14 protein-coding genes are annotated in these 16,411 nt (G+C 61.0%); 7 read left to right on the plus strand and 7 right to left on the minus strand.

Annotation, left to right across the window (positions count from 1 at the left end; genetic code table 11):
- Window positions 1-109 precede the first annotated feature (109 nt).
- Window positions 110-499 (plus strand): GFA family protein, encoded by a 390-nt coding sequence (locus tag A6U87_RS08565; protein ID WP_065690836.1) that lies wholly within the window; start codon window positions 110-112, stop codon window positions 497-499.
- An 18-nt stretch (window positions 500-517) separates the two neighbouring features.
- Here A6U87_RS08565 and A6U87_RS08570 read toward each other — a convergent pair whose 3' ends face one another.
- From A6U87_RS08570 to A6U87_RS08590, 4 genes are all read right to left on the minus strand, one after another.
- Window positions 518-1,582 (minus strand): HD-GYP domain-containing protein, encoded by a 1,065-nt coding sequence (locus A6U87_RS08570; protein ID WP_065690837.1) that lies wholly within the window; start codon window positions 1,580-1,582, stop codon window positions 518-520.
- Window positions 1,583-1,851: 269 nt separating this feature from the next.
- The gene (locus A6U87_RS08580; RefSeq protein WP_065690839.1) at window positions 1,852-2,670 is read right to left on the minus strand and encodes a transglutaminase family protein; all 819 of its coding nucleotides are present in this window, start codon (window positions 2,668-2,670) and stop codon (window positions 1,852-1,854) included.
- A gap of 12 nt (window positions 2,671-2,682) precedes the next feature.
- Window positions 2,683-3,624: an alpha-E domain-containing protein gene (locus A6U87_RS08585; protein ID WP_065690840.1), complete on the minus strand. Its 942-nt coding sequence runs from the start codon at window positions 3,622-3,624 to the stop codon at window positions 2,683-2,685.
- Window positions 3,624-5,033, minus strand: coding sequence for a circularly permuted type 2 ATP-grasp protein (locus A6U87_RS08590; RefSeq protein ID WP_065690951.1), 1,410 nt, complete (start codon window positions 5,031-5,033; stop codon window positions 3,624-3,626). The genes A6U87_RS08585 and A6U87_RS08590 overlap by 1 nt, the downstream gene beginning before the upstream one ends.
- Before the next feature lie 352 nt (window positions 5,034-5,385).
- On the opposite strand from A6U87_RS08590, the gene A6U87_RS08595 reads away from it, so the two are divergent.
- The gene (locus A6U87_RS08595) at window positions 5,386-6,291 is read left to right on the plus strand and encodes a DMT family transporter (protein WP_065690841.1); all 906 of its coding nucleotides are present in this window, start codon (window positions 5,386-5,388) and stop codon (window positions 6,289-6,291) included.
- 49 nt (window positions 6,292-6,340) lie between these two features.
- Here the strand turns inward: A6U87_RS08595 and A6U87_RS08600 are convergent, their stop codons facing one another.
- Window positions 6,341-8,032 (minus strand): DEAD/DEAH box helicase, encoded by a 1,692-nt coding sequence (locus A6U87_RS08600; RefSeq protein ID WP_065690842.1) that lies wholly within the window; start codon window positions 8,030-8,032, stop codon window positions 6,341-6,343.
- Between the two features lie 336 nt (window positions 8,033-8,368).
- A complete protein-coding gene (locus tag A6U87_RS08605; RefSeq protein WP_065690843.1) occupies window positions 8,369-8,764 on the minus strand; it encodes a hypothetical protein in 396 nt (131 codons plus the stop codon).
- 310 nt (window positions 8,765-9,074) lie between these two features.
- On the opposite strand from A6U87_RS08605, the gene A6U87_RS08610 reads away from it, so the two are divergent.
- The 3 genes from A6U87_RS08610 to A6U87_RS08620 all read left to right on the plus strand — a co-directional run bounded on the left by A6U87_RS08610 (window position 9,075) and on the right by A6U87_RS08620 (window position 13,633).
- Window positions 9,075-12,308 carry a response regulator gene (locus A6U87_RS08610; RefSeq protein WP_065690844.1) on the plus strand — a complete coding sequence of 1,078 codons (3,234 nt, stop codon included), beginning with the start codon at window positions 9,075-9,077 and terminating at the stop codon, window positions 12,306-12,308.
- 91 nt (window positions 12,309-12,399) lie between these two features.
- Window positions 12,400-12,705 (plus strand): putative quinol monooxygenase, encoded by a 306-nt coding sequence (locus A6U87_RS08615; protein ID WP_065690845.1) that lies wholly within the window; start codon window positions 12,400-12,402, stop codon window positions 12,703-12,705.
- Between the two features lie 70 nt (window positions 12,706-12,775).
- Window positions 12,776-13,633 carry a sigma-70 family RNA polymerase sigma factor gene (locus tag A6U87_RS08620; RefSeq protein ID WP_065690846.1) on the plus strand — a complete coding sequence of 286 codons (858 nt, stop codon included), beginning with the start codon at window positions 12,776-12,778 and terminating at the stop codon, window positions 13,631-13,633.
- 19 nt (window positions 13,634-13,652) lie between these two features.
- On the opposite strand, the gene mnmD is transcribed toward A6U87_RS08620, so the two are convergent.
- On the minus strand, window positions 13,653-14,369 hold the full coding sequence (gene mnmD, locus A6U87_RS08625; RefSeq protein ID WP_065690847.1) for a tRNA (5-methylaminomethyl-2-thiouridine)(34)-methyltransferase MnmD: 717 nt from the start codon (window positions 14,367-14,369) through the stop codon (window positions 13,653-13,655).
- Between mnmD and A6U87_RS08630 the strand changes: the two genes are divergently transcribed.
- The gene (locus A6U87_RS08630; RefSeq protein ID WP_065690848.1) at window positions 14,368-15,546 is read left to right on the plus strand and encodes an FAD-binding oxidoreductase; all 1,179 of its coding nucleotides are present in this window, start codon (window positions 14,368-14,370) and stop codon (window positions 15,544-15,546) included. The genes mnmD and A6U87_RS08630 overlap by 2 nt on opposite strands.
- A 110-nt stretch (window positions 15,547-15,656) precedes the next feature.
- Complete coding sequence (locus A6U87_RS08635; protein ID WP_065690849.1) at window positions 15,657-16,379, plus strand: DUF1045 domain-containing protein; 723 nt, start codon at window positions 15,657-15,659, stop codon at window positions 16,377-16,379.
- Window positions 16,380-16,411 lie beyond the last annotated feature (32 nt).

Below are 16,411 nucleotides of genomic sequence, written 5' to 3' on the forward strand. Positions count from 1 at the left end.
GAGAAGCGATGCGATGGCCACCGCGGCTGCCTGGATCTGACAGCGCAAATTGAAATGAGGGCGCCGCTCGGTATAAACCTTCAGGTGCCTGGCTTGGAGGAGGTGCGGTATGGAGCTTACGGGCGGTTGTCTTTGCGGCAACGTGCGATTTGTGGTGTCGGGGCAGCCCTACCGGGTCGGCATCTGCCACTGCCTTGATTGCCGCAAGCATCATGGGGCGCTTTTTCACGCGTCCGCGATATTTCCTGAGGATGCCGTGACGATCGATGGTGAGACGCGTGATTACGCAGGGCGGTTCTTCTGCCCCCGCTGCGGCTCGCCGGTTTTCGGGCGCACGGGTGACGAGATCGAGGTGAACTTGGGATCGCTGGATGCGCCTGACCAGTTGATTCCGACCTACGAACTCTGGACGGTCCGCCGCGAGGCGTGGCTGCCGCCGTTTCCGCTCAAGAGGCGATACGACCGCGACCGCGACGCGACGAGCCGCTTTGAGGACTAGGCTACGCTCTGGCCGGAGCTAGGCGTTGACAGGCGCGGGCAGTTTTTCGACCGGTTCTGCTTCGGCGTCGAAAAGCGCGCGGATTGCCGACCACTTGCGCCGGAAGGCGGCGATGCAGGCGGGGTCGAAATGCGTTCCGCTGCAGGCAATGATTTCGTCATAGGCTTTTTGCGGTGACCACGCCGGCTTGTAGGGTCGGGCGGAGCATAGTGCATCGAACACGTCGGCGACCGCAACGATCCTGGCCTCAATCGGAATTTCCTCGCCGCTCAGGCCCTGCGGATAGCCGCTTCCGTCCCATTTCTCGTGATGTCCGCCGATGATGGCGACGGCCACTCGCGACAACTCGGCGGAACTGTTGCGCAGGATGCCGACACCGATCGGCACGTGCTGGCGCATCTGGTCTATCTCATCGGGGGTGAGCTTGCCGGGCTTCTGCAGAATGGCATCGGGTATGCCGATCTTGCCGATGTCGTGCAGGGGTGCGGCCAGATAGATGTTGCGGCGCTGCAGCCTGTCCAGACCAATGCCTTCCGCAATCAGTTCGGCAACAGTGGCGACGCGCTCGATATGGTCGCCGGTGTTGCCATCGCGCGAGGCCATGGCCTGCGCGAGGCACCAGATGATCTCCTGCTCGCGCATGTCGGCGCGCCTGCTGGCGTTGCGAAAGGCGAGGTCGAGGCTTCGCGCCCGATCGGCAAGCTCGACCTGGGCGTTGCGCAAAGCCATGAGGTTGAGAATGCGCGCCTGCAGCTCGAGCGGGTCGAATGGTTTCGTCAGGAAATCGGTGGCGCCGGCATCAAGTGCCTCGAGACGCACGGAGCGTTCTGTCTGCGAGGTGATCATGACCATCGGGACGCTCTCGTAACCGGGCTGCATCCTGAGGCGTCGAATGAAGTCGACGCCGTTCAACCCTGGCATCATGTAATCGACCAGCACGAGGTCGAAATCGATGTCGCGGCTGCGCTCCAGGGCGGCGAGGGGATCGCCGAAACTCTCGAGCTCATAGGCGGCAAAGCTGCGCACAGCAGTTTCCAGCGCCAGGCGGCTCGATTTGCTGTCGTCGACAATGAGGAGGGGCATGAAAAGGCCTGATGATAGGTACAACGCAGATGGCCGGCTTCCCCCAAGAGCCAAGTCCCGATGACCCGATTGCCATCGAGCCTGAAATCATTTCCATCGAAACCGCCGCAGTCGCATGCAACTGCATTCGCCGTCCTCAACATCGGACGGCGAAATTAAGATCGCGTTATTTCGAAATAGAGGATTTTCTCTAGTGATGCGTGCGCGTGCAAATAAAACTGCTTTTTACGGTTGTTGTAAAAAGCCAAGAATTTTCAGGGGCGCGGCCATCAGCTCTGGCTTTGCATCTGCCCCTGTTCCTCGACCTTTACGGTGACCGTCAGCTTTTCGCCTGGCGTACCGATGCGCATGCCGGAGACAGGGGCGGCGTCGCGATAGCAGAGGCCCGTTGCCATCCTGACGTAACGCGCATCCGGGCAGATCTTGTTGGCGGGATCGAAGCCGACCCAGCCAAGTCCCGGAATGTGGGCCTCGCCCCATGCATGCGTTGCGGCCTGCTCGATCTTCTCTTCCATCATCAGGTAGCCGGAGACATAGCGGGCTGGAATGCCCATCGTCCGCGCCGCGGTGATGAAGATATGCGCGTGATCCTGGCAGACGCCGCTCTTCTTCTCCAGCGCCTGCTCGGCCGTCGTTTCCGTGTCGCTGGTACCCGGGCGGTATTCGACCGTTTCGTGGATCGCGGCCATCAGCGCATGCATGCGCGCCAGATCGTTTTCGCCCGTGATCCCCTTGATCAGCTCGCGGACAAGCTTGCCCGGCTTGGTGCGGGGTGTGTCGCGCAAGAACAGCCAGAGCGGGCAGAAACCGGTGTGCTGTCCGATGACGCCGTTGCGGTCCTCGGTTTCGACCTCGCCCTCGGCAACGATGCGCGTCACGCGCTGTTCGCCTTCGAGCGAGACAAGATTGATGTGGTTTCCAAACTGGTCGTCGTACTCCACCTCCGGCTTGGCGCCTTCGACATGAAGCGCCCAGTCATAGACGGATTGCCCGGCGATCGTGGGTGGCGTCAGACGCAGCCGCTGCAGCGAAAAGGCGGCTGGCTCGTCGTAGCGGTATTCGGTGACATGGCTAATCTTCAGTCTCATCTCATGACCCGCTCATACGTAGAATCGATAACCGTCGGAAATTTCCATGCCGAGCTGGTTGTTGCGCGTGACGAAATCCTCGAGGAATTCGTGCAGGCCCTGATCCATCACATCCTTGATCGCGCTGGTCTTCAGCGTCTTGTGAATGGCATCCGCCGTATCGTGAGCCGGCAGACGCATGCCGTAATCCTTGGCGAGATAGCCGAGTTCGCTGACGATCTTCTCGTAGCAATAGGCAAGCGAACGCGGCATCTGGCCATTCAGGATGAGGAAGTCGGCGATGTTCGTCGCGCGATACTCGCCGTCGTAGGCCCAGCTGTAGGAGCGGTGCGCGGAGACCGAACGCAGGATCGATTCCCACTGCACGTTATCGATCGAGGTGCCGACCGCCGACACCGCCGGCAGCAGGACATAATATTTCACGTCGAGGATGCGGCTCGTATTGTCGGCGCGCTCGATGAAGGTGCCGATACGGGCGAAGTTGTAGAGCTCGTTGCGCAGCATCGAGCCGTGGAATGCCCCACGGATCACGCCGACGCGATGCTTGATGACGTCGATTGCCTCGGGCAGTTCCGAGGCCTTCAACCGCTTGGACAGGAGTGCCTTGAGCTCGATCCAAAGCTCGTTGGTCGCTTCCCAGGTTTCGCGGGTGAGGGCCGTGCGTACCATGCGGGCGTTGTTGCGACCGAAATCGGCGCAAGAGAGCACGCTCGACGGGTTCGAGCGATCCCTGAGCAGGTAGTCGATCGCATCGGCGCCTGTCAGCTTGCCGCGGCCCTCGTCGTAGGCTTCCCGGACGCCCGCGCTTTGAAGCACGCCGTCCCAATCGTCATCTCCCGCACCGCTTCGGGTGAGCGACATGCGCAGACCGACGTCTATGAGGCGCGCGATGTTTTCGGCACGTTCGATATAACGGAACATCCAGTAGAGTCCGTTTGCAGTTCTTCCGAGCATCAGTCCTCCAATACCCAGGTATCTTTTGTGCCGCCGCCCTGGCTGGAGTTGACCACCAGCGAGCCTTGCTTCAACGCCACGCGGGTCAGTCCGCCCGGAATGATCTGCACCTTGTCGGATACGAGAACGTAGGGGCGAAGGTCGACGTGGCGGGGCGCGATCCCCTTGTTGACGAGGATCGGGACGGTCGAGAGCGAGAGGGTGGGCTGGGCGATATAGTTGTTCGGCCGCGCCTTCAGCTTTTCGGCGAATTCGGCGCGTTCCTTCTTGGAGGCCGTCGGGCCGACCAGCATGCCGTAGCCGCCGGAGCCGTGGACTTCCTTGACGACCAGCTCTTCCAGGTGTTCCAGCACGTATTTCAGGCTGGAAGCCTCCGAACAGCGCCACGTCGGCACATTTTCAAGAAGCGCCTTGCGACCGGTGTAGAACTCAACGATTTCAGGCATGTAGGAATAAATCGCCTTGTCGTCGCAGATGCCGGTACCCGGCGCGTTGGCGATGGTGATATTGCCCGAGCGGTAGACGTCCATGATCCCGGGAATGCCGAGCGCTGAATCGGCGCGGAATGTCAGCGGGTCCAGGAAGTCGTCGTCGACGCGGCGATAGAGAACGTCGATCGCCTCGTAGCCGCGGGTCGTGCGCATCTTCACCTTGCCGTCGATGACGCGCAGGTCCGAGCCTTCCACCAGCTCGACGCCCATGGTGTCGGCGAGGAAGGAGTGCTCGTAATAGGCCGAATTGTAGATGCCGGGGGTTAGCACGGCGACGCGCGGCTTGCCCTTGCAGCCGGGAGGCGCCAGCGATGCCAGGCTTTGGCGCAGGAGATAGGGATAGTCCTCGACCCGCTGCACCTTGTTCTCATGGAACAGCTCGGGGAACATCTGCATCATGGTTTCCCGGTTTTCCAGCATGTAGCTGACACCGGACGGGGTGCGGGCATTGTCTTCCAGCACGTAGAACTGATCTTCGCCGGTGCGCACGATGTCGGTGCCGACGATGTGGGTGTAGACGCCGCCCGGCGGGCGAAAACCGATCATCTCCGGCAGGAACGTCGAGTTCCGCTCGATCAACTCGCGCGGGATGCGACCGGCGCGGATGATTTCCTGCTTGTGATAGATGTCGTCGAGGAAGGCGTTGAGAGCGATGACCCGCTGTTCGATGCCCTGGGCGAGCTTGCGCCATTCGCGAGCGGAGATGATGCGGGGGATGATATCGAAGGGGATGAGCTTTTCGGAGGAGTCTGCGTGTCCGTAGACCGCGAAGGTAATGCCGGTTTTCCGGAAGATGTTTTCCGCGTCGCGGGACTTGGCAATCAGGTGCGCTCGATCTTGGCTATTGTACCACTCAAAGTATTTCTCGTATGGCTGACGCGAACTTTCGTCCCCGATGATCATTTCATCAAATGCCAAAGGTGTGGCTCCCCTTTTTTCTTCATTTGAATACAACGCAAATAGCAATGCAAGAACCATGCTCAGTTCGAAGGCGAGATTCGTAAAATCCTTCCGCATGGCCAAAAGAGCCAAAAAACTGGGCATTCATCGAGATCTGGCGTGAAGGTAACATTCGTCAATCGCCGCCATTCGCCCAAAATGTGAGCAGATGCTTGTTTTTGCTTCTCGTTTCGATTCAATTTCGCGCTGCCGCCATTTTCCGCCTCGCCGCAAGCATCAGTGAAACTTCAGGTAAGCATCAACTCTTCGCCTTTGACGAAGCGCCCGCCGTCCGGCTATCAGCGCGCCAGCCGTGTTCCAGAGGTAGTCCGTGTTGCTCGATCGTTTTGCGCCCGCCATTTTTGTCCTGTTGTGGTCGACCGGCTGGGTCGTCGCCAAGTATGCGGCAATTCACTCCGAGCCGTTCACCTTCCTGGCGATACGCTACAGCTTGTCTGCGCTGGCGTTTCTCGGGCTGTGTGCTGCAATGCGGGCGTCATGGCCGGGAAGGGCGCTTGCTTTACGGGCGATCTACTCAGGCTTCTTTCTTCATGGTTTCTATCTTGCCGGTCTCTGGTGGGCGATCGCGAACGGCGTTCCGGCCGGAATATCGGGGATCATTGCCGCACTTCAGCCGTTGCTGACGGCGATGGCTGCGCCGTTCCTGATCGGCGAGCGATTGCAGCCGACGCAGAAGCTCGGTCTGCTGCTCGGCTTTCTCGGCATTGCGATTGCCATATCGCCGAAGCTGTTCGATCCCGCCACGGCCAATCTGGCGCATGCCATTGTGCCGCTGGCGATAAACCTCATCGCCATGTGCTCGGTGACCTACGGAACGCTTTACCAGAAGAAGCATCTGCAGACGGGAAACCTGCAGACGATCGCGACGCTTCAGTATGTCGGGGCGCTGATCGTCACCGTACCCCTCATGCTCTCATTCGAACACATGCACTTTGACGGATCGCGACAGGCGATCGCGGCGCTGATCTGGTCGGTCTTCGGGCTGTCGATGGGTGGCGTCGGGCTACTGCTCTATCTCATTCGCCGTGGCCAGGTGTCGCGTGCGGCCTCGCTCATCTACCTCATGCCGCCGACAGTTGCGATCGAGGCCTTCATTGCCTTTGGCGAGCCTCTGACGGTGCCGCTGGTCTTGGGAACGGTCATCGTCGTCACCGGCGTCTATCTCACGAATAGAAAGGCTGCGGCACCGCTGCTGGCGCGGGAACAGGCACAATAAAAAAACGGCGGGATTTCTCCCGCCGTCGATTGTCTTTCAGTGCTGTCGCTTATGCGCGTTCGCGGCGCTGGCCGCCGTTACCGCCGCGCGACGGACCACCGCGGCGGTTGCCACCATTGCCTTCGCGACGTTCGCCACGCTCGCCGCCGCCGCCATTCGCATGTGCACCGCGGTCTTCGCCGTGCTTGCGAGCAGGGCGGCCGTGGGCGTTGCGCGCGCCGCCGCCGGGATGATGGCGGTTTGCGTCGCCGCTGCCGTGGTTGCCATGCTGTGGGCGCTGTTGCTTGCGGGCTGCGCCTGCACCGCGGAAGTCCGACGTCGTTACCAGATCGTTATCCGGACCTGCCGTCATCGGTGTAGCCTCGCCACGGCGCTGGCCGCGGAAGTCTTCGTTGCGCTGGGTCTGGCGTTCCGGACGCGGACGACGCTCGCGGCGCTCCTCGTTGTTGGCGCGGACTTCGTCACCGGCTTCGGGGCGCGCACGACGCTCCGGACGGCGGGCACGGGCATCGCCGCGACCTTCGCCACCACGACCTTCACCGCCACGACCCTGGCCCTGACCACGGTGGCCATTGCCGCTGCCGCGCTTCGGCGCCGCGTTCATGTTGGCCGGGGCTTCGCCGCTGGCAACCGCGATCGAGATGTTCATCAGGCGCTCGATATCGCGCAACAGACGGGTTTCATCCGGTGCGCAGAAAGCGATCGCGATGCCGTCGCGGCCGGCGCGGGCAGTACGACCGATGCGGTGGACGTAGGCGTCGGGCACTTCAGGCAGATCGTAGTTGTAGACGTGGCTGACAGCCGGGATGTCGATGCCGCGAGCGGCGACGTCGGTCGCGATCAGCGTCTTGATATCGCCATCCTTGAAGGCCTTCAGCGCGCGTTCGCGCTGACCCTGGCTCTTGTTGCCGTGGATCGAGGCGACGGAATAGCCGACGTGCTCGAGATGCTTCATCAGCTTCTCGGCGCCGTGCTTGGTGCGCAGGAAGACGATGGCGCGGCCATCGGGGTTCTCGGAGAGCGACTTCTTCAGGAGGTCGGTCTTGTCGTTCTTGCCGTTGACGAAGTGAACATACTGCTCGACCTTGTCGGCAGCCTTGCCCGGAGGCGTCACTTCGACCTTGACCGGATCGGTCAGGAAGTCTGCGGCGAGATCAGCGATCGCCTTCGGCATGGTGGCGGAAAAGAGCATCGTCTGGCGACGCTTCGGCACCATCTTGGAGATCTTGCGCAGGTCATGCACGAAGCCCAGGTCGAGCATCTGGTCGGCTTCGTCGAGTACGAGGTAGCGCACGGCAGTCAGGCCGATGGCGCGACGGGCGACGAGATCGAGAAGACGGCCGGGGGTGGCGACCAGGATGTCGGTGCCCTTTTCAAGCTGCAGCTGCTGCTTGTTGATCGATACGCCGCCGACGACGACGTTGATGCGCAGGTGCGACTTGCGCAGGAAGTTCTTCAGGTTCTGGGCGATCTGGTTGACCAGTTCGCGGGTCGGCGCCAGGATCAGCGTACGGGTCGTACGGTTGTCGGGGCGGCGTTCTTCCGGGATCAGCTTTTCGATCAGCGGCAGGCCGAATGCGGCCGTCTTGCCGGTGCCGGTCTGGGCGAGACCGATCAGGTCGCGGCCTTCGAGAAGAAGCGGGATCGCCTTTTCCTGGATGGGGGTCGGCGTTTCGATGCCGAGCTGGAACAGTGTGGCGACGATCGGCTTGGAGACACCAAGCGATTCAAAATTGGTCAAGTCATAACCTTTTTAGGGCGCGCCAAAACAATATCGCCGGAATGCAGCATGCGATCCGGTTTTACTCTGGCGTCAAGAACCCCGCGTGAAGTGGGAACTTGTCTTGTTGGAAAAAGCTTTCCAGCGCTTCTGCCGCGTCTTGGGATGCGGTCTATTCGAAATGCGCTTTTGCCCTTCTTCCTGCATCCTATTTGCTGGCAGGGGCACGCTCACGCGGCGGCCGGAAGGTGAAAGCTGGCCTGCATTTGGTCTAGTTCGGCTGGAATGTCAAGGGGAACGCCCGATAAAGGCGCCAGAGCGCCGCCTGGCAAGCGGCGCTGCGAGCCAGGTTCAGGCTCAATAGGGGCAAACACTGACCCTGTAACTATCTCCCCAACTGCCGCGCCGCCATTCTGTGTGGCAACGGCGATAGGAATGATAATAGTAAGGCCGGTACTGTGAACGGTACACCGGATAGCCGCCGCCGTAATAGCCTGTGTAAGGCCGGTAGGCCCGATAGGGATATCCGTAACGATAGCCGTAGGCATACGGGTAGCCGTAGCCGTCGGGATATCCGTAGGTGTAGGGATAGGGACGGACCGCCTGCGAGAGCAGCACGCCGCCAACAGCGCCTGCCGCAACACCGCCCCAGAAATCATCGTGGGCCGCTGCCGGTGTCAAGGGCACGATCGATGTGCCGGTCAAAATCAACGCCATCAGGCCCGCCGCCATGCTTTTATGAAGTACGGACACGTTCGTCTCCTTTCGTGGACGAGGCTTGTTCTTCACGCCGCCAGCAGAAAGCGCACTGGCAGTGCTGGCCGGTGGTTTGCGGCTTTGCGGCAAATAAACAACGCGCCAAATGGTAGCACAGTTCCGCGGGATTTGCTTGCGGACATATTGGCATGAAGTCCCTGAATGCAGGGCGTTCCTGCCGTTAGACTTGAAGCCGGCGAACATTGTTTTTGTGGGTGGCCGTCATGGTTAATGCCTTATTAAAAGGCTTGCGAGTATGTTCCTCCCGACGGACCATTTCCTTAATCGATTTGCGCGGGAGCTTTTTTTGAGATCAAGCGGGGACCTTCTCGAACTGGCATGCCGCCGGATCGCAGATCTGGGTACCCCGGCCTATGTCAAGAACAGCGAACTCAGATATGTCGCGGTCAACCAGGCCTATGCGGATTTCTTCGGGAAGGACATTTCCGACTTCATCGGCTGCCGCAGCCTCGAGCTGTTTGATCGCCCGGAGGAAGAGGACCGCGAAGACAAGGAGCGCCGGGCGCTTGTGTTCGGCACTGAGGAAAGCGCCAACTGCTTCGACGCGGCGGGGATTGGTCACGACCGGGTGCGGATCGAGAGCTTCATGCCGTCGGAAGGGCGGATCTATGTACTCGGCCTCTTTGAGACGCAGCGTAGAGGCGCAGAGCGCATAGCGGGCAACCCTCAGGCGCGCATTGGCGACGAGGCGTCCGAGGTCGGGCTGTTGCGCGCGATCATGGAGGCGCTGCCGGTCGCGGCCTTCGTTCGTGACGAGGAGCACCGGCTCGTCTATGCAAACCAGTGCTACGAGATCTTCACGGGTAAATCCCGCGCTGACGTTCTCGGAAAAACCGAGCAGGAAATATTCGGCGATCATGCGGGAGATGTCATTCGCCGCGGCAATGTCGCGGTCCTGGAAAGCGGCGAAGCGACTGAGGTCGAGAGCCTGCTACCCGGTGCCGGCGGCAAGCTCTATCCCGTGCTTGCCCGTATCAATCGGGTCGAAGGGAGCGAAGGCAAGCGCTATGTCGTCGGTTCCTTCTCCGACGTCTCGCTGCTGAAGGGGCGCGAGCAGGAACTGATTGCAGCACAGGCCCAGTCGGAGGTTCTGCACCGCGACATCGCCAGTATCCTGAACTCCCTGCCGGTCGGCGTTCTCATTCTCGAGGATGATCTGACGATCCTTTATGGTAACGCGGCATTCTATGACATCTCCGATCTGCCGCAAGGCAGCTTCGACAATCGCTCTTTCCGGGAACTCGTCGAGTATAATCACGCGCTTGGCCGCTACGGGCAGGGAGTGACTGCCGAGGAGATGTTCGAACGGCGCGTCACACAGTTCCGTGCGGAAGAGCAATCGCCGGCTGCCGAGATCAATTGGAGCAGCACATCTCTGATCGTCGATAGCCGACGGATATCGAGAGGGCGCATTCTCCTCACCTACGCCGATATTTCTGCCATCCGCCTGCACGAAAAGGAAATCCACGCGGCTCGCGAAGCCCTGGAGAGCCTTGGGGAACTGATGCAGGATGCGACGCAGGCGATGTCGCAGGGACTGTTGATCATCCAGGACGGCAAGATCCTGCTGGGCAACGATGCGCTCGCCGGGATGCTCGATATTCCGGACGACTATCTCGATGCCGGACGGGACTGGAGCGAGCTCTTCACATTCTGCGCTGCGCGCGGCGATTTCGCGGATGATCCGGCCGTTCTGGTCGATGGGCTACGCAAGAGCCTTGTCGAGGGGCAGCCGGTCTCGGTGATGTTTCGCGTGTCCGATGGCCGCTGGGTTCAGATGGAGGTCGCCGTCAGCGAGCGACGGCACTGGGTCGCGCTCTTTACCGACATAACGGCCACCAAGAGCCGCGAAGAGGAGCTGCAGCTGCTGTTGGCGCGAGCCGAGGCGGCCGACAGGGTGAAATCCGAATTCCTCGCGAACATGAGCCATGAAATCCGTACACCCATGAATGGCGTGCTCGGCATGGCGGAACTGTTGGCCAAGACCAATCTCGATACCCGCCAGAAGACCTTCGTCGACATCATCGTGAAATCCGGCAATGCGCTGATGACCATCATCAACGACATCCTCGATTTCTCCAAGATCGACTCCGGGCAGATGACACTTCGAAGGATGACCTTCGATGCAGTCGAGGCGATCGAGGACGTGGTGACGCTGCTATCGTCGCTTGCCGCGGAAAAGGGGATCGAACTTCTGGTGAGGGCGGCACCGGACCTGCCGGCCGCCATCATCGGCGATGCCGGTCGCTTTCGCCAGATCGTTACCAATCTTGTCGGCAACGCCGTCAAGTTTACCGAGCGTGGCCATGTGCTTGTCGATATTAGCCACACCGTCGGCGCGGCGGACGAGATCATGGCAAGGATCCGCATCGAGGACACCGGCATCGGCATGCCGCAGGACCGTCTCGATTCCATTTTCGGGAAGTTTTCGCAGATCGATTCCTCTTCGACGCGACGTCATGAAGGAACGGGCCTGGGGCTTGCCATCACGGCCGGTCTCGTTGATCTGTTCGGCGGCTATATCGATGTCGAAAGCAAGCTGGGGCAAGGATCGGTCTTCACGGTCAGCCTGCCGTTTACCGTTGCCGCAGCCAGGATCGATCCGAAGCCGCTGCCGATCAACGTCAAGGGCGCGCACATTCTCGTCGTGGACGACAATGCGGTGAACCGCCAGATACTGACCGAGCAACTGGCTCTCTGGGGCTTTGACAGCGCCGCTGCCGAAAATGGCATCGAGGCGCTGGAGATCCTTGAGGGAGCCCATGAATTCGGCGTCGGGATCGACGCTATCGTTCTCGACTACCAAATTCCCGGTATGAACGGCGCGGATATCGCGAGAAAGCTGCGCACGGACGATCGCTTCAACGAGCTACCGATCATCTTCCTGACTTCGATGGATATCTCGGGTACGGAAAAGGAGTTTGCGGCACTCAACGGTCAAGCCCATCTGATGAAGCCGGCGCGGGCAAATGTGCTTCGCAATACGATCGTCGAGGTGGTGCGGGCCAACAGGATCCGCCTTGCGACCGCCGACGGCAGCATCCGGCAGATTTTGGAGGCGCCAGCGCTGCCGGAGCCAGACGCTCCGCTGCAGGCGAAACCGGAGCCCGCGGCATCGTTTATCGATGTACTGGTCGCCGAGGATAACGACGTCAACCAGATCGTGTTCACGCAGATCCTGCAGGCCACGGGGCTGAAGTTTCTTGTCGTCAACAACGGCCAGGAGGCAGTCGAGGCCTGGGAAAAATACACGCCGCGCATCATCATGATGGACGTCTCGATGCCCGTCATGAACGGTCACGACGCGACGCGCCGTATCCGGTCGATGGAACGGGGGCAGGGACACCGCGTCCCGATCGTCGGCGTTACGGCGCATGCGCTGGAAAGCGACCGGGAGCTTTGCCTCGACGCCGGCATGGACGACTACATGTCGAAGCCGATCAGCCCCGAGCTTCTCGAGGAAAAGATCAGCCTGTGGCTCGGCAATGGGGCGCAGCAGGTCGGCGGTGCGGCAAGTTAGGCGCTGGCCTGCAAAAAGAAATCGTGACACTGCGATCCGTTTCCCGTCCACGCTTCGTCTTTTGTATGTCCACATGAGAGGAGACATTCAAATGGCCGACAATTCCGTTGTTCTCGTCAACACGCTGAAGGTTGATCCGACCCGCCAGAAAGAGCTGATATCGATGCTGGAGCACAACATTGAAACGGTTATCCGCAGCCTCGACGGCTGGAGGGGCAGCCGGCTGATCGCTTCCAAAGACGGTACCAGCGTTGTCATCTATTCCGAATGGGAGACGCCGGCTGCCGTGCAAGCGATGCGGAGCGATGTTCGCATGGTCGCCTATTTCCCCAAGATCCGGGAACTGGCGAACTTCGAGTCGACGGTTGGCGAACTCGTATTCGAACGGGGTCGCTGAGGGGAGCCATGAAAGGGACCGGTGTAACCTTCGGACTCTCGAATGGGGATTGTCCTGTGAGGCTTGAAGCATGACTGATCAGGAGTTCGAAGACAGCATTCAAGCGCTGAGGCCGCGCCTGCACCGCTATTGCGCGCGGATTACCGGTTCTGTCCTGGACGGCGAGGATGCCGTTCAGGATACGCTCGTCAAGGCCCTGCGGGCGCACAGGGAGGGGACGGAGGTCGACAACCTGGAGGTATGGTTGCTGCGCATCGCCCACAACACCTGTATCGACCACCTCCGCCGTGGGAGGCGTCAGGTGGTCGTTCCGCTGACCGACGATATCGAAGATCGTCCCATGCCTGAGGCCGACGTACTCGCCATTGGCTTTCGCACCTTTCTGCAGTTGCCTGAACTCCAGCGCTGCGCGGTCATCCTGAAGGATGTGCTTGGCCACTCGGTGGAGGAGGTTGCCGAGATAGCTGATTGCACACCGGCAGCGGCCAAATCGGCGCTCCAGAGGGGACGAAAGACCCTGCGACATCTGGCGCAGATGTCAGGGGATGTTCTGGTGCCGATGATGTCGGAGGCCGACTTTCAGAAAATGAGGACCTATGTCCAGCTGTTTCAGCGCGGCGAGTTCGACGCCATTCGCGCGATCTTGGCGGAGGATGTGAAGCTTGATCTGGTAAACCGGCTCAAACTGGAAGGGCGCGAGAAGACCGGCGTCTACTTCTCGCGATATGCCGCCGAGCCGAAATGGCGGTTCTCAAATGGTGCTGTTGATGGACAACCGGCAATGCTGGTGTTCGACAGTGTCAGCCGTTCGGAACATCCGTCGCATTTCGTCATCATTGAATGGCGGGGCGACGAGATCGCGGCGATCCGCGACTTCCTTTTCGCCCCCTATGTCACCGAAACGACCGACTGGGTCCAAACTGCCTGATGGCTCCCAGCCGCGGGCGCTAGGACTTGACGCCACACAGCATCTCGCGCTTGCCGGCAAAGCCGCTGCGGCGCGAGACGGCAAAGCCTGATGCAATCAGGTTGCGCCTGACAAAGCCTGCCGCGGCATAGGTGGCGAAGGTGCCGCCGGGCCGCGTCTTGGCGCAGACCAGCTGCATCAGTTCCTGCGACCACATGTCGGCATTGCGCGACGGCGCGAACCCATCGAGATACCAGGCATCGAACCCGGGATCTGCGGCTGCAACGCCATCGATTGCCCGACCGCAGACCACGCTGAGCGTGGTCTGGTCATCCAGGTCTAGCCGCACCGTCGCCTCGGGCACTTCCGGCCAGGCCGCGACCAGTGCCTTGCGCTCGGTGTCGATCTCGCTCCAGTGCGACAATGCGCGATCGATCTCTGCGCCCTGCATGGGGTAGAGCTCGAACGACATGAAATGCAGGTGCTGGCCTCCAACGCGGTGCTGCTTCCACTGACGCCAGGTCTCTGCGAAATTCAGGCCGGTGCCGAATCCCAGCTCGCCGATCAGGAGCGAGGCGTGGTTCTGCCAGCGCTCAGGCAAGCCGTTGCCTGCCAGGAAGACATGGCCGCATTCGAGCCGGCCGTCGGTTTGGCAATAAAAATGATCGCCAAAGGCCGGCGAATAGGGCATATCGCCGTCGCGCCATTCAAGCGGCTGGTTTGTTTTGCCAATCTGATCGGGATCCGTATCTGTCATGCCAACAGCCGATAGTCCGGCCTTGCCCTCGGGTCAATCGTCTGCAGCGCTGCTGATCGTCGGCGGCGGGATAATGGGCCTTTGGGCCGCCGTTCATGCCGAGCGTCTTGGCATCGAAACGATCCTGATCGACGCCGGGCAACTCGGCCATGGCGCGAGCGGCGGATTGCTGGGCGCGCTGATGCCGCACATGCCGGACAAATGGAACGGCAAGAAGCAATTCCAGTTCGATGCGCTGGTGTCGCTGGAGACCGAAATCGCGGCAATCGAGAGTGCGACCGGTCGTTCCGCAGGTTACCGGCGCTCCGGTCGCCTCATACCTCTGCCGAAGCCGCACCTGCGCAATATCGCTCTCGGCCATAGCGCCGATGGCGAGCGTCAGTGGCACGCCGGCGCCCGCCGTTTTCACTGGCATGTCCTTGATGCCCCGCCCGTTGGCGGTTGGCTGGAAGCGGGAGACGTCGAAGGTGGTTTCGTGCATGACACGCTTGCCGGTCGGGTGGCGCCGCGCGCGCTTGTGGCCGCGCTTGCCGCATTCCTGCGTGACGCAAAGCATGTGCGTATCGTCGAGAACAATGCGCTGGCGGATATCGACCTCACGCGCAATGTCGCGGTCACGGAAGCCGGGGATATTGCCTTCGGTCATTGTATCGTCGCCGGCGGCCACAGCTCTTTCCCGTTGCTCTCCAGCTATACCGATGGACTGACGCAACCCTTGGGGCAAGCCGTCAAGGGGCAGGCGGCCTTGTTGAAGGCCGATGTCGATCCGTCGTTGCCGACGATTTTCCGCGACGGGCTCTATGTTGTTGCCCACGAGGGTGGCCATGTCGCCATCGGCAGCACGAGCGAGAACCGTTTCAGCGATCCCTACGCCACGGACGCTCAACTGGATGCTCTGCTGGCCAGCGCGCGGGAGCTCGTTCCGATTCTGGCGGATGCACCGGTGGTCGAGCGTTGGGCGGGTTTGCGCCCCAAGGCTATCGACCGGGATCCGATGGTGGGGCCGCATCCCGACCATGAACGGCTGGTCGCGCTGACCGGCGGATTCAAGGTGAGCTTCGGCCTTGCCCACCGTCTGGCCGAATCTGTCGTCAGTGAGGTTGCGGGGCGCAAGCCGTCGTTCGAGCTGCCCGAAAGCTTCCATTTCGCCAGCCATATTCAGGTCGCTTCACGCTAAACGTGAATTAGCGTTTGCTGCCTTTCGTTATTCTGTCATGCAAATCACCTATCTGCATGCGCAATGGCAGCGCTGTGGAGCGGCGCGCCAGTTTCCGACGGAGGAACCGCATGCGCTACGCCATTTGTTTTACCCCCGCTGCAAGCGATCCCTTGTCGCATGCCGCCGCAAACTGGCTTGGGCGAAATGTGTTCTCGGGCGACATGGTCGAGCCCACGGCAATTCGCGGCCTCAGCATTCACGAAATTGCGTTCCATACCGCGGTGCCGAGACGCTACGGATTTCACGGTATCCTGAAGGCGCCGTTCCGGCTTGCGCCGGATGTTTCAGAAGCTCAACTTTTGCGCGATCTGATGCGGTTTTGCGGCACGCTGACGCCGTTTCACATCCGCCAGCTCGAAGTCGCGCGCACGGCCGCGTTCTACAGCCTTGTTCCGTCGCTGCCTTGCGAGCACATCCACTATCTTGCCTCGGCGATCGTGCAGCAGTTCGACCATTTTCGTGCGCCGCTCAGCGATGCCGATATCGAGCGCTGCGATCCCGATGGTCTCTCGGCCGCGCAATTTGCCAACCTGCATCGCTGGGGATGCCCGCATGTCATGGACGAGTTCAGGTTTCACATGCCGCTGACCGGGCCGGTCAGCCAGCAGGACATGCCGCGCATCGAGCAGGCCTTGCGCGGGGTCTTCGACCAGGTGCTCGCCGAGCCGGTGAAGGTCTCGAATGTCGCGCTGCTGTTCGAGGAGGGCAATGGCGGGCCGTTCCGGGTGCATTCGCTGCATCCGATGGGGAAGGTCAGCGCGCGGCGGGAGCGCGTTGCGGTCCCGGCCTAAGGGGTTGTGCCGTAAAGGCAAAACTCTGTTGC

The organism is Rhizobium sp. AC44/96, from assembly GCF_001692185.1.
In the GTDB taxonomy this organism is placed as follows: Bacteria; Pseudomonadota; Alphaproteobacteria; order Rhizobiales; family Rhizobiaceae; genus Rhizobium.